General features: G+C 69.2%; 11 protein-coding genes. 10 read left to right on the top strand and 1 reads right to left on the bottom strand.

Features of this window, described 5'->3' with window-relative positions; translation table 11 throughout:
* Positions 1-62 precede the first annotated feature (62 nt).
* From MNI96_RS08365 to MNI96_RS08345, 5 genes are all read left to right on the top strand, one after another.
* On the top strand, positions 63-284 hold the full coding sequence (locus MNI96_RS08365; RefSeq protein WP_249692233.1) for a DUF1674 domain-containing protein: 222 nt from the start codon (positions 63-65) through the stop codon (positions 282-284).
* 211 nt (positions 285-495) lie between these two features.
* On the top strand, positions 496-1728 hold the full coding sequence (locus MNI96_RS08360) for an aminotransferase class I/II-fold pyridoxal phosphate-dependent enzyme (RefSeq protein ID WP_249692053.1): 1233 nt from the start codon (positions 496-498) through the stop codon (positions 1726-1728).
* Positions 1729-1731: 3 nt separating this feature from the next.
* A complete protein-coding gene (locus MNI96_RS08355) occupies positions 1732-4560 on the top strand; it encodes an FtsK/SpoIIIE family DNA translocase (RefSeq protein WP_249692051.1) in 2829 nt (942 codons plus the stop codon).
* Positions 4561-4694: 134 nt separating this feature from the next.
* Positions 4695-5339, top strand: a complete 645-nt coding sequence (locus MNI96_RS08350) for an outer-membrane lipoprotein carrier protein LolA (protein ID WP_249692049.1) — start codon at positions 4695-4697, stop codon at positions 5337-5339.
* A gap of 36 nt (positions 5340-5375) precedes the next feature.
* Positions 5376-6401, top strand: a complete 1026-nt coding sequence (locus MNI96_RS08345; RefSeq protein WP_249692047.1) for an ATP-dependent carboxylate-amine ligase — start codon at positions 5376-5378, stop codon at positions 6399-6401.
* A gap of 477 nt (positions 6402-6878) precedes the next feature.
* Here MNI96_RS08345 and acnA read toward each other — a convergent pair whose 3' ends face one another.
* Positions 6879-9629, bottom strand: a complete 2751-nt coding sequence (acnA, locus tag MNI96_RS08340) for an aconitate hydratase AcnA (RefSeq protein ID WP_249692045.1) — start codon at positions 9627-9629, stop codon at positions 6879-6881.
* Positions 9630-10018: 389 nt separating this feature from the next.
* Here acnA and ccmA point away from each other — a divergent pair, with 389 nt between their 5' ends.
* From ccmA to MNI96_RS08315, 5 genes are all read left to right on the top strand, one after another.
* Positions 10019-10669: a heme ABC exporter ATP-binding protein CcmA gene (gene ccmA / locus MNI96_RS08335; RefSeq protein WP_249692044.1), complete on the top strand. Its 651-nt coding sequence runs from the start codon at positions 10019-10021 to the stop codon at positions 10667-10669.
* Positions 10666-11355, top strand: coding sequence for a heme exporter protein CcmB (ccmB, locus tag MNI96_RS08330; protein ID WP_249692042.1), 690 nt, complete (start codon positions 10666-10668; stop codon positions 11353-11355). The genes ccmA and ccmB overlap by 4 nt, the downstream gene beginning before the upstream one ends.
* Positions 11356-11421: 66 nt before the next feature.
* Complete coding sequence (locus MNI96_RS08325; RefSeq protein WP_249692040.1) at positions 11422-12180, top strand: heme ABC transporter permease; 759 nt, start codon at positions 11422-11424, stop codon at positions 12178-12180.
* Positions 12177-12371, top strand: a complete 195-nt coding sequence (gene ccmD, locus MNI96_RS08320) for a heme exporter protein CcmD (protein ID WP_249692038.1) — start codon at positions 12177-12179, stop codon at positions 12369-12371. The genes MNI96_RS08325 and ccmD overlap by 4 nt, the downstream gene beginning before the upstream one ends.
* Complete coding sequence (locus MNI96_RS08315; RefSeq protein WP_249692036.1) at positions 12368-12994, top strand: DsbE family thiol:disulfide interchange protein; 627 nt, start codon at positions 12368-12370, stop codon at positions 12992-12994. Before ccmD ends, MNI96_RS08315 begins: the two co-directional genes overlap by 4 nt.
* Positions 12995-13018: the final 24 nt, after the last annotated feature.

Genomic DNA, 13018 nt, shown 5'->3' with positions numbered 1-13018 from the left:
GCGGCCGAAAGGCCGACCCGGACCGGAGCACGACGACAATGACCGAGACCGAAGACACCGCCATGACCGCCGCCGAAGGCACCGCGACCGAAGACGCCGCCCCGCAGCGCCGCTTCGAGGACCTGCCCCCGGCTGCCCAGCGGGCGCTGCTGGAAGCCGAGGCGCGCCGCCGCGAGATCGACGCGAAGGCCGAAGCCCTGCCGCGCGAGATCGACGGGCGCGGCGGGCTGGAGCCGACCCGCTACGAGGACTGGGAGATCAAGGGCCTGGCCTGCGATTTCTGACGCCCTCGCTCTCGGCCAACCGCACCGTCCGCCGGCAGGACGGCTGATCGCGGCTTGGTTAATGAGGGATTTACCATCGGCGAATAGGCTTGGCGCTGCAGCCGGTCTTCCGTCCGTCGCCCCGTCCGGGCGCCGGCACGGTCGGCCTGACGTCAACAGGCCGGGAGGTCCGCCGCAGGGCTGGCGGGACCCGGTGAATGGTTCGAGCCGAATGTCTTCTGACGCCGCCCCCCAGGCCGCAAGGTCCGCTTCCCTGCCCTCCTCGAATCCGTTCGAGCGGCTGGCCGCGCTGATTGCCGACCTTACACCGGGCATGGACCCGGTCGTGATGACCATCGGCGAGCCGCGCCATGCCGTGCCCGGCTTCGTCGCCCCGGTCCTGGCCGGATCCATCGGCGATTTCAGCCGCTATCCCAATATTCGCGGCACCGATGCCTTCCGCGAATCGGTGACAGCCTGGCTCGACCGCCGCTACGGCCTCGGCGGCACGCTGGACGTTGCCCGCGGCATCCTGCCGCTGAACGGCTCGCGCGAGGGACTGACCTTCGCCGCGCTCGGCGCCCGCGATTATCTCGCGAAGGACACTCTCGCCAAGACGGGCGCCCGGCCGGCCGTGCTGATGCCCAATCCGTTCTACCAGACCTATGCCGCCGCCGCCCATGTGGCCGGCGCCGAGCTGGTCGCGCTCGATGCGCGCGCCGAAACGGGCTTCCTGCCCGATCTCGATGCGCTGGCGCCCGAGCTGCTCGACCGCACCATCGCCTTCTACTATGCCTCGCCGGCCAACCCGCAGGGCGTCGCCGCCGATCTCGCCACCTGGCAGCGGGTGATCGCGCTGGCCCGCCGCCACCGCTTCCTGGTGGTCGCCGACGAGTGCTACTCGGAGATCTACCGCGACACGCCGCCCGCCGGCGTGCTGGAGGCCGCCCATGCCATGGGCGAGGGCTTCGCCAACGTGGTCGGCATCAACTCGCTGTCCAAGCGCTCGAACCTTGCCGGCCTGCGCGTCGGGTTCGCGGCCGGCGATCCGGACTTCCTGGAAGCCTGGGCGCGCTTCCGCGGGCTCGCCGCGCCGCAGGTCTCCATGCCGCTGCAGGCGGTGGCCGCCGCCGCCTTCGCGGACGAGGCGCATGTCGCCGAAAACCGGCGGCTCTACAACGCGAAATACGGCGTGGCGCAGCGCCTGCTGGCGCCGTTGTTCGGCCCGGTCGTGCCGCAGGCCGGCTTCTTCCTGTGGCTCGACGTCGCCCGCTGGGGTAGCGGCGTCACGGTCACCCGGCGGTTGTGGGCCGAGGCCGGCGTCAAGGTGCTGCCGGGTGCCTACCTGGCGATGGACGGGGCCTCGGGCAATCCGGGTGTGGACTATATCCGCATTGCCCTCGTCGACGACGAGACGACCATCGAGCGGGCGCTGTCCCGCGTGGTTGCGGTACTGGGGGACTAGAGGATGCGTCGCGCCACTCCGATGAGAAGCGGCCGGGCCGCAGCGCTCGGCCTCGAGGACACCGAAGCGCCGCTCAAGCGCTTCCTCAGGCGTAACATCATCGGCGCGGCCGGGCTGTCGCTGATCGCGCTGTGCGCCGCGCTCGCCGCCGCGCTCGCCACCTGGTCGACGGGCGATCCGAGCCTCAGCCACGCAACTTCCGCGCCGGTGCGCAACGCGCTCGGCCAGCCCGGCGCGATCATCGCCGACATGTTCATGCAGGCGATCGGCCTTGCCTCGGCCGTGTTCCTCATCCCCGTGGTCCTGTGGGGCTGGCGGCTGGTCGCGGCCCGCGCCCCCCGCATCGCCACCCGCCGCATCGTCTTCTGGGGCATCGGCACCCTGCTTGCCGCCGGCGCGCTCGCCGCCCTTCCTGTTCCTTCCGGCTGGCCGCTGCCCACCGGCCTTGGAGGCTTCCTCGGCGATTTCGTCCACCGCCTGCCGGCGCTGCTGACCGGCGATCTCACCGACGGCATGGCGATGATCGTCGGCATGCTCGGCCTCGGCGTTCCGGCCGTGATCTGCATGCTGCGCGCCGCCGGCTGGCTCGGCCGCGATCCGGAACCCGTGCGGGCTCCCTTGCCCGAGCCCTCGCACCATGCCCGGTCCGTCGGCGCGGTGCCGGATTTCGACGAGGACGACGACGACGAGGATGCCGGCGAGAGCCGCTTCGGCGCGCTGAGAGGCGCCGTCGCCCATTGGGGCCTGCTGGCGCGCGCCAATGCCCGCCGCCTGCTCGGCCGCCGCGCCGCCCCGCGCCGCGCCTCCGATCCTTACGACGATGCCTTCATCGACGAGGAGGGCGAGGACTGGGTCGAGGGGCGCGGTGCCCGCGCGCAAGAGCCGGTGGAACACGAGGACGAGGATCCGGTCGGCCGCCGCGGCGGCTTCTCCGCCCTGCGCCGCCGCCTTGCCAGCAAGCTGCTGCCCAGGGAAGACGACGGCCTCGACGCGTTCTACGACACCTCCGCCCCGGCCGAGCCGGCGTTTGCCGACGCCTATGGCGAGGACTATGACGAGGAAGCCGGCGAGGCCGACGACGCCTATGCGGGCGAAACCGGCGCCACAATCGACGACCTGCCGGATCTCGACGACGACGGCCCGCTCGACGAGCTGTCGACGCCGCTGCCGCGCGCCATTGCGGGACCGGCGAGCCGCGGCCCGGCCGCGCAGCTGCCGAGCCGGGTCGTGCCGCCGGCCGGCCGGCCCAAGCCCGGACGCCGCGCCACCGAGGAGGCGCAGCCCTCCTTCCTGCGCAATCCGTCCGTCTACGAGCTGCCGCCGCTGCATCTCCTGTCCGAGCCGAAGGCGGCCGGCAAGCAGACCGCCGTCAACACCGATGCGCTGGAGCAGAATGCCCGCATCCTGGAGGGCGTGCTGGAAGATTTCGGCGTGCGCGGCGAGATCATCGAGGTCCGTCCCGGTCCGGTCGTCACCCTCTACGAGCTGGAGCCGGCGCCCGGCATCAAGTCGAGCCGCGTCATCGGCCTTGCCGACGACATTGCCCGCTCGATGAGCGCCATTTCGGCCCGCGTCGCGGTGATCCCGGGCAAGAACGCCATCGGCATCGAGCTGCCCAACCAGCGCCGCGAGATGGTGTTCCTGCGCGAACTGCTGGCCGCTAGCGACTACGAGAAGACCAAGGCCAAGCTGGCCTTGACGCTGGGCAAGACCATCGGCGGCGAGCCGGTGATCGCCGACCTTGCCCGCATGCCGCACCTGCTCGTCGCCGGCACCACCGGCTCGGGCAAGTCGGTTGCCATCAACACCATGATCCTGTCGCTGCTCTACCGGCTGGAGCCGGAGCAGTGCAAGCTGATCATGATCGATCCCAAGATGCTCGAACTGTCGATCTACGACGGCATCCCGCATCTCCTGACGCCGGTCGTCACCGACCCGAAGAAGGCCGTCGTCGCGCTCAAGTGGACCGTCCGCGAGATGGAGGAGCGCTACAAGAAGATGTCGAAAATGGGCGTGCGCAACATCGACGGCTACAACACCCGCGTCGCCCAGGCGCTGGAAAAGGGCGAGGTCTTCAATCGCACGGTGCAGACCGGATTCGACCGCAACACCGGCGAGCCGATCTTCGAGAACGAGGAACTGCCGCTGGAGACGATGCCCTATATCGTCGTCATCGTCGACGAGATGGCCGACCTGATGATGGTCGCCGGCAAGGACATCGAGGGCGCGATCCAGCGCCTGGCGCAGATGGCCCGTGCCGCCGGCATCCACCTGATCATGGCGACCCAGCGCCCGTCGGTGGACGTCATCACCGGCACGATCAAGGCCAACTTCCCGACCCGCATCTCCTTCCAGGTGACGTCGAAGATCGACAGCCGCACCATTCTCGGCGAGCAGGGCGCGGAACAGCTGCTCGGCCAGGGCGACATGCTCTACATGGCCGGCGGCGGCCGCATCCAGCGCGTCCACGGCCCCTTCGTCTCCGACGAGGAGGTCGAGGACATCGTCAACCACCTGAAGCGCCAGGGGACGCCGCAATATCTCGAGGCGGTGACGGAAGAGGACGAGGGCGGCGACAGCCCCTACGACGCGCTGGCCGGCGGTGGCGGCAGCGGCGACGACGACGGCAACGACCTGTACGACAAGGCGGTCGCCGTGGTGCTGCGCGACAAGAAGGCCTCGACCTCCTACATCCAGCGGCGCCTGTCGATCGGCTACAACCGCGCCGCCTCGATCATCGAGCGGATGGAGCGCGAGGGGCTGGTGGGCGCGGCCAACCATGCCGGCAAGCGCGAAATCCTGGTCCAGAACGGGGTCGAGGACGACTATTGACGGCGCAAAGCACGCAGCCCGCGGCCCGTCGCAACTTTGCCACAGCTGCCTGTTAGCGCATCCTGACAATTGACGGTATGCGGCGCGCTCGTCCGGTGAGCCGCATACCCGACCGAGCCGACGGAGCCGTTTCGATGACCAGCATCGCCCGCCGCACGCTGCTTGCCCTTGCTGCCAGCGCGGCCCTTGCCCTTTCCGGCCTCGCACCCGCCGGTGCCGCCACGCTGAGCTCGGACCAGAAGACCAAGCTCGCCGAGGTGAACTCCTACTTCAACTCGGTGAAGACCATGCATGGCGACTTCATCCAGTTCGGCCCCAACGGCGAGCGGGCGGAAGGCAAGTTCTATCTCGCCCGACCGGGCAAGATCCGCTTCTATTACAACCCGCCCTCCAAGGTGGACATCGTCGCCGACGGCAAGTCGGTCTCGGTCAAGGACCGCAAGCTCGCCACCCAGGACATCTGGCCGCTGAACGAGACGCCGCTGCGCTTCCTGCTGGCCGACCGGATCAATCTGGAAGCGGACGCGGAAGTCGCCAGCGTCTCGGTCGAGCCGGATCTGGTCACCGTGGTGCTGGCCGACAATTCCACCTTCGGCACCGGCAAGCTGACGCTGATCTTCGACGCCGCCACCACCGAGTTGAAGCAGTGGACGGTGACGGACGCGCAGGGCTACGACACCTCGGTGGCGATCTACAACACCTCGGTGAACGGGCCGACCGATCCGAAGCTCTTCAACATCGACTACAACGCCAACACGATGCAGCGCCGCGGCAACTGACCGCCCGGCCGACGCTCTTCCACAGGCGCATTTCGCGTGAGCACAGCCCAGGCGACCGTGCGACGGCCCGTCTTTGTCGAGATCCTCGAGCGCCTCGCCGCACAACGCGGCGCGCGCATCGAGACCGAACCGCTCTACGGCTATGCCGGGGCGGTGATCGATGCGGTTGGCCGCCGGCATTTCTTCAAGGGTACCCATTTCGACATCAACCGGGCGGGCGCTGCCGCCCTTGCCCGCGACAAGGACTACGCCGCCCGCTTCCTGGCGGCCGCCGGGCTCGCGACCCCGCGCGGCGTGCTGCTGCACGGGCCGCGCCGCACCGTCCAGCTTTCCCTCAAGAACCCGTCCGTCGCCGCGCGCCTGCCGGACCGCGCGACCGCGCATGCCTTCGCCGAGGAGGTCGGCTACCCCCTCTTCGCCAAGCCGAACGAGGGCTCTGAAGGCGACGGGGTGACCCGTGTCGGCGACGCCGCCGGCCTCGACCTTGCCCTCGATGCGCTGCTGGCGCTGCACGACCGGGTGCTGGTGCAGCAGGCGGTCGCCGGCGAGGACCTGCGGGTCGTCGTGCTCGACGGCGAGATCAAGGCCGCCTTCGCGCGCCGTCCGCTTTCGGTCACCGGCGACGGCGCCAGCCCGCTTTCCGCGCTGATCGCCGCCCGGCTGGCGGAATTCGCCAGCGACGGCAAGGGCGCGCGGATCGCCGCCGACGATCCCCGCATCCTCAGCGAGCTCGCCGCCTCGGGCTTCACGCCGGACAGCATCGCGGAAAAAGGCGCGGCCATCGCCCTGCTGGCCAATGCCAACCTGTCGACCGGCGGCAGCGCCAGCGACATCACCGACACGCTCGCTCCCGCCGCCATCGATGCCGCGATCCGCGCCGCTGCTGCGCTCGGCTTGCGCTTTGCCGGCGTCGACCTGCTCGCCGAGCCCGGCGCGCCGCCGGTGGTGCTGGAGGTCAACGCCGCCCCCGGCCTTGCCTATTTCCACCGCATGGGCGCGCAGGCCGCCGCGCGCGTCGAGGCGATCTACGCCGACCTGCTGGATGCGCTGCTGGCGTCCTGAGGGCTTTTCCCCCTTCCCTGCCATGAACGTCATCACCTCATGGTGTCGAGCTGGCGTCCCGGTCCGGCTTTGAAGAGGGCGACGATATTTGGCAAGTCGGCGGGGAAAGCACACCGCCCGCCCCGCCCACAGAGTGTCGTCCCGGTTTCGGCGCAGCCGAAGACCGGGAACCAGTAACCCCGAACGGTTCGGCTCAGGTCGCAAGGTTGCCGCCGCAAGGCCGGAGGTTGCTGCCTGCGTGCCATCATTCGCCCCAGCGGATACTGGACGCCTGCCTGCGCAGGCGTGACAGCGGAGGGGGTGGCCAAGGCCGTCCCGCCTCACGCAAGCACGGCCCTCTCCTCTCGTCCTCCCGGACGGCGCGAGGAAAGGCATCAACCTCCCCAAAAGCAAAAGGGCCGGCGAATGCCGGCCCTTCCTTCTCAGATTGCAATGTCCGGGAACACGCTCTGGCGAACCGGAGGGCGTTCCTGTCCCTCACGACGTGACCAGGTTCCGCAGCACGTAGTGCAGGATGCCGCCGGCGCGGACGTATTCCAGCTCGTCCTCGGTGTCGATGCGGCACAGCACCTCGATGGTCTTGGTCGTGCCGTCGGCGAACTCGACCAGCATGTCGACCATCTGGCGCGGCTTGAGGTCGGTGACGCCCTTGATCGTCACCTTCTCGGCGCCGGTGATGCCGTGCGACTGCCAGCTCTCGCCGTCCTTGAAGGTGAAGGGCAGCACGCCCATGCCGACCAGGTTGGAACGGTGGATACGCTCGAACGACTGGGCGATCACGGCGCGAACGCCGAGCAGGCGGGTGCCCTTGGCAGCCCAGTCGCGCGACGAGCCGGTGCCGTATTCCTTGCCGGCGAAGATGACGAGCGGCGTGCCCGCCTCCTTGTACTCCATCGCCGCGTCGTAGATCCACTTCTGCTCGCCGTCCTTCATGGTGACGCCGCCTTCGACGCCCGGCACCATCTGGTTCTTGATGCGGATGTTGGCGAAGGTGCCGCGCATCATCACTTCGTGGTTGCCGCGACGGGCGCCGTAGGAGTTGAAGTCCTTCTTGGCGACCTGGTGCGCCAGCAGATAGGCGCCGGCCGGAGCCTCCGCCTTGATCGAGCCGGCCGGCGAGATGTGGTCGGTGGTGATGGAGTCGAGGAACAGACCCAGGACCGCGGCGCTCTCGATGTCCTCGAGCGGCTTCGGCTCCATGGTCATGTCTTCGAAATAGGGCGGGTTGGCCACATAGGTCGAGTTCAGCGGCCACTTGTAGGTCATGCCGCCCTCGACCTTGATCCCCTGCCAGTGCTCGTCGCCCTTGAAGACGTCCGAATAGCGCTCGCGGAACATCTCCTCAGTGATCGAGGAGCGGATCAGGTCGGTGATCTCCTGGTTGGTCGGCCAGATGTCCTTCAGGTAGACCGGGTTGCCGTCCCGGTCCTCGCCGAGCGGATCTTCCGCGACGTTGATGAACATGGAGCCGGCGAGCGCATAGGCGACGACCAGCGGCGGCGAGGCGAGGTAGTTCGCCCGCACGTCCGGATTGACGCGGCCCTCGAAGTTGCGGTTGCCCGACAGCACCGAACAGACCACCAGGTCGTTCTCGTTGACCGCCTCGGAAATCGCCGGGTCCAGCGGACCGGAATTGCCGATACAGGTGGTGCAGCCGTAGCCGGCGAGGTTGAAGCCGAGCGCATCGAGATCGTCCTGCACGCCCGCCTTCTTTAGGTAGTCTGTGACCACCTGCGAACCGGGAGCGAGCGAGGTCTTCACCCACGGCTTGACCTTCAGGCCCTTCTTCAACGCGTTGCGGGCGACGAGGCCGGCACCGATCAGCACAGAGGGGTTCGACGTGTTGGTGCAGGAGGTGATCGCCGCGATCACCACGTCGCCGTCGGCCAGGCCATGTGTCTTGCCGTTGACGTCGTAGCGCTGCCGGGCCGGGCCGGTGACGCCGGTGGCGCCTTCGTCGACATAACGCGATTCGCCGGTCGAGCCCGGAAGGGTGGACGGATCCTTGCCGCCGCCCTTGATCTCGTGCAGCGCGACGGCGAACTTCCCGGCCGCCTCGTCGAGCGCAACGCGGTCCTGCGGGCGCTTGGGGCCGGCGAGCGAGGGCACGACGGTGGAGATGTCGAGCTCAAGCGTGTCGGTGAAGACCGGCTCGGCCGTGTCGGAGGTGCGGAACATGCCCTGCGCCTTGGCATAGGCCTCGACCAAGGCGACGCGCTCGGGATCGCGGCCCGTCGAGCGCAGGTATTCCAGCGTGTCCTCGTCCACGGGGAAGAAGCCGCAGGTCGCGCCGTATTCCGGCGCCATGTTGGCGATGGTTGCGGCGTCCTCGAGGCTCAGGTTGTCGAGGCCCGGGCCGTAGAACTCCACGAACTTGCCGACCACGCCCTTCTTGCGCAGCATCTCGACGACGCGCAGCACCAGGTCGGTGGCGGTGATGCCTTCGCTGAGTTTGCCGGTCAGCTTGAAGCCGACGACCTCGGGGATCAGCATGGAGATCGGCTGGCCGAGCATGGCCGCCTCGGCCTCGATGCCGCCGACGCCCCAGCCCAGAACGGCCATGCCGTTGACCATCGTCGTGTGGCTGTCGGTGCCCACCAGCGTGTCCGGATAGGCGAGCGTCTCGCCGTCCTCGTCCTTGGTCCAAACGGTCTGGCCGAGATATTCCAGGTTGACCTGGTGGCAGATGCCGGTTCCCGGCGGCACGGCGCGGAAATTGTCGAAGGCGGACTGGCCCCAGCGCAGGAACTCGTAGCGCTCGCCGTTGCGCTCGTATTCCAGCTCGACATTCTTGGTGAAGGCGTCCTGGGTGCCGAAATAGTCGATCATCACCGAGTGGTCGATGACCAGGTCGACCGGCACCTGCGGGTTGACCTTCTTCGGGTCGCCGCCGAGCTTCACGGCCGCATCGCGCATGGCGGCAAGGTCCACCACGGCCGGAACGCCGGTGAAGTCCTGCATGAGCACGCGCGCCGGACGGTAGGAGATCTCGTGCTCGGAGGTGCGGGTCACCAGCCACTTGGCGACGGCGCGGATGTCGTCCGCGGTCACGGTGCGGTTGTCCTCGAAGCGCAGGAGGTTCTCCAGCACGACCTTCAGCGAATAGGGGAGCCTGGACACGCCCTCCAGCCCGTTCTTCTCCGCCTCGGGGAGGGAGAAATAGGTGTAGGTCTTGTCTCCGACCTGGAGCGTCTTCCTGGCCTTGAAACTGTCGAGTGATTTGGTCACGGCTGGCGGTCCCCTTGTTGTCCTCGGGCGGATGCGGCCCCATGGCCGCCACCCAACGAATGCGCATCCCCGGCGGAAAGCGTCGTCTTGGGATACGCCGCCGGCCGGGTTTGCCGTCTCGCGTCTGCGGGCACCGGGGTGCGCCGCGTGCGGGTTGGCGCCCGTATAGCGAATTTCCGCGCGCGGGGCCAGCGGTTAGCGGCGCGAGCCGTCTCGTCATTATGGCGAGGCCGCAAGCCTTGCCAACGGCAAGCAGCGACGCATTGCCGCTTGATCGCCGCCGGCCTGCATGCCATGCCTCCTGTTGCCGGGCGGGACCATCCGTGCGGGCACGAAAACCGCCGCTGCCGGCCATCCCTGGCCCGGCGCCTGCAGCAGATCCGGGGCCGATGCGTCTTCTTGCCGAACAGCTTGCCTGCGACCGCGGAGGCCGCAGGGTCTTCGCAGGCCTGTCGCTCGCGGTCTCGAGCGGCGAGGCGATGGCCGTCACCGGACCGAACGGCGTCGGCAAGTCGAGCCTGCTGCGCGTGCTGGCGGGCCTGGTCCCGCCGTCCGAGGGCGCGGTCCGCGTCGAGGGCGGCGAGGCGGAGGCCGAACCTTTCGAGCATTGCCACTATGCCGGCCATCTCGACGCGGTGAAGCCGGCCCTCTCGGTCATCGAGAACCTCGCCTTCTGGCGCGATTTCCTCGCCGGCCTGCCGACGCTCGGCGGTCTTTCCCCGCGTTCTCCGCAAGCGGCGCTGGAGCTGCTCGGCATCGGCCACACCGCCGACCTGCCGGCCGCCTATCTGTCCGCCGGCCAGCGCCGCCGCCTGGCGCTCGCCCGGCTGCTGACCATCCCGCGTCCCGTCTGGCTGCTCGACGAACCGACCGCCGCGCTCGACGCCGCCTCGGAGGCGCAACTGAGCGAGCTGATGCGCGACCATGTCGCAAGCGGCGGCATCATTCTCGCCGCCACCCACCAGGCGCTCGGCCTCGACGGGTTGCTGAAGCTGCATCTCGAGGCGCCCGAGCCCGCCGACACGGAGGGTCCGGCATGACCGCGGCCGACCGCCCGCGCGGCTGGCTCGCCGCCCTGTTCTCCCGCGAGCTGCGCCTGTCGCTGCGCTCGGGCGGCGGCGCGCTGATCGGCGTGCTGTTCTTCCTGGCCGTCGTCACGGTCATTCCTTTCGGCGTCGGGCCGGACCTCAACCTGCTCGCCCGCATCGGCCCTGCCGTGCTGTGGATCGGCGCCCTGCTCGCCACGCTGCTCGGCCTCGACCGCCTGTTCCAGGCCGACCGCGACGACGGATCGCTCGACCTCGTGCTGATAGCGGGCCGGCCGCTGGAGATCGTCGTCCTGATCAAGTGCCTCGCCCATTGGGCCGGCACCTGCCTGCCGCTGGTCGCCGCCGCCCCGGTGCTGGCGATCTTTCTCAACCTGGAGCCGCTGGCGATCGGCGCGGTGACGCTGACGCTCGCCGTCGGCACCCCGGCCCTGACGCTGATCGGCGCGGTCGGCGCGGCGCTCACCGTCAGCCTGCGCCGCGGCGGGCTGCTGCTGGCCGTGCTCGTGGTGCCCTTCTCGATACCCGTGCTGATCTTCGGGGTCAGCGCGTCCGGCGCCGCGGTGAGCGAACCGGCTCCCTTCCTGGCGCCGTTTCTCTACCTTTGCGCGATCACGCTGATCGCCGCGGTGGTCGGCCCCTTTGCCGCCGCGGCGGGCCTGCGCTTCTCCGCCGACTGAGGAGCACGCAAAGGTGTCGCATTCTCCCCGATTGAAAGCAGGCCCCCGCGACACTAGAACAGTCCCATGGGATTGATGGATCTTGCCAACCCGACACGCTTCATGTCGTTCTCCGGCCGGCTTCTGCCGTGGCTGGGGGGTGCCTGCGCGCTCGCCTTCGCCGCCGGGCTCTACCTGACCTTCTTCGTCGCGCCCGACGACTACCAGCAGGGCGCCACGGTCAAGATCATGTTCCTGCATGTGCCGGCCGCCTGGCTCGCCATGATGTGCTACTCGATCATGGCGATCTCCGCGCTCGGCACCCTGGTGTGGAAGCATCCGCTCGCCGACGTCTCGGCGCGCGCCGCCGCCCCCATCGGCGCGGCCTTCACCTTCCTGTCGCTGGTCACCGGCTCGCTCTGGGGCAAGCCGATGTGGGGCACTTACTGGGTCTGGGACGCGCGCCTGACCTCGGTCCTCGTGCTCTTCGTCATGTATCTGGGACTGATCGCCCTGTGGCGGACGATGGAAGACCCGATCCGCGCCGGCAAGGCGGCCGCCGTCCTCACGCTGGTGGGCGCGGTCAACCTGCCGATCATCAAGTTCTCCGTCGACTGGTGGAACACGCTGCACCAGCCGGCCAGCGTCATGCGGCTCGACGGCCCGACCATCCACCCGACGATCCTCTGGCCGCTGCTGACCATGGCGCTCGCCTTCACCCTTCTGTTCCTCGTCATGCACCTGATGGCGATGCGCAACGAGATCCTGCGCCGCCGCCTGCGCACGCTGCAGCTCGGCGCCGCCGGCACCCGCGTCGCCGCCGCACGACCACAGGCCGCCGAATGACCGGGCTTCTCGACCTCGGGCCCCATGCGGGCTTCATCTTCGCCTGCTACGCGATCACGCTGGCGACGGTCGCCGGCCTGTTCGCCTGGCTCGCCGCCGACCGCAAGGCCCTCACCGCCGCACTGGCGAAGCTGGAGGCGGACGGCGTGCGCCGCCGCTCGAATACCCCTGCCTCCGGAGAGCGCGGATGAGCACCGAAACGGAAACCGAAACCGGCGGACGGCCGGACGGCGCCGCCCCGCGCCGCCGCGTGCCCTTGCTGGCCTTGCTGCCGCTCATCGTCTTCGGCCTGCTCGCCGTGCTGTTCCTGATCCAGCTGCTCAGCGGCAAGGACACCTCGCAGGTTCCCTCCGCCCTGATCGACAGGCCTGCGCCCGAATTCTCGCTGCCGCCCGTGCCCGAGTTGGTCGACGGCGGCGCGCCCGTCCCCGGCGTTTCCCGCGCCGATCTTCTCGGCAAGGTCAGCGTCGTCAACATCTTCGCCTCCTGGTGCGTGCCCTGCCGCCAGGAACATCCGCTGCTGGAAGAGCTCGCCCGCTCCGGCAAGGCGCAGATGATCGGCATCAACTACAAGGACAAGGCGGAGAACGCCCGCCGCTTCCTCGGCACGCTCGGCAACCCCTATTCGCGCGTCGGCGCCGACGAGAACGGCCGCGCCGCCATCGAGTGGGGCGTCTACGGTGTGCCCGAGACCTTCATCGTCGATGCCGCCGGCACCATCCGCTTCAAGTTCATCGGCCCGCTGTCGCCGGAAACCTATCGCGATGTCTTCCTGCCGCAGTTGGAACAGGTCCTGGCAAGCCCGAACGGCTGACCCCCGGAACCGCCGTTCCCGATT

The sequence above is a fragment of the Stappia sp. WLB 29 genome (assembly GCF_023507705.1).
In the GTDB taxonomy this organism is placed as follows: domain Bacteria; phylum Pseudomonadota; class Alphaproteobacteria; order Rhizobiales; family Stappiaceae; genus Stappia.
Note: the sequence above shows the minus strand (reverse complement) of the source record. Positions and strands in the feature narration are given on the sequence as shown.

What these genes read in the sequence shown, in the direction of transcription:
- MNI96_RS08365 (WP_249692233.1), top strand. Translation starts at nt 63, where the DNA reads ATGACCGCCGCCGAAGGCACCGCGACCGAAGACGCCGCCCCGCAGCGC.
- MNI96_RS08360 (WP_249692053.1), top strand. Translation starts at nt 496, where the DNA reads ATGTCTTCTGACGCCGCCCCCCAGGCCGCAAGGTCCGCTTCCCTGCCC.
- MNI96_RS08355 (WP_249692051.1), top strand. Translation starts at nt 1,732, where the DNA reads ATGCGTCGCGCCACTCCGATGAGAAGCGGCCGGGCCGCAGCGCTCGGC.
- MNI96_RS08350 (WP_249692049.1), top strand. Translation starts at nt 4,695, where the DNA reads ATGACCAGCATCGCCCGCCGCACGCTGCTTGCCCTTGCTGCCAGCGCG.
- ccmA (WP_249692044.1), top strand. Translation starts at nt 10,019, where the DNA reads ATGCGTCTTCTTGCCGAACAGCTTGCCTGCGACCGCGGAGGCCGCAGG.
- ccmB (WP_249692042.1), top strand. Translation starts at nt 10,666, where the DNA reads ATGACCGCGGCCGACCGCCCGCGCGGCTGGCTCGCCGCCCTGTTCTCC.
- MNI96_RS08325 (WP_249692040.1), top strand. Translation starts at nt 11,422, where the DNA reads ATGGGATTGATGGATCTTGCCAACCCGACACGCTTCATGTCGTTCTCC.
- ccmD (WP_249692038.1), top strand. Translation starts at nt 12,177, where the DNA reads ATGACCGGGCTTCTCGACCTCGGGCCCCATGCGGGCTTCATCTTCGCC.
- MNI96_RS08315 (WP_249692036.1), top strand. Translation starts at nt 12,368, where the DNA reads ATGAGCACCGAAACGGAAACCGAAACCGGCGGACGGCCGGACGGCGCC.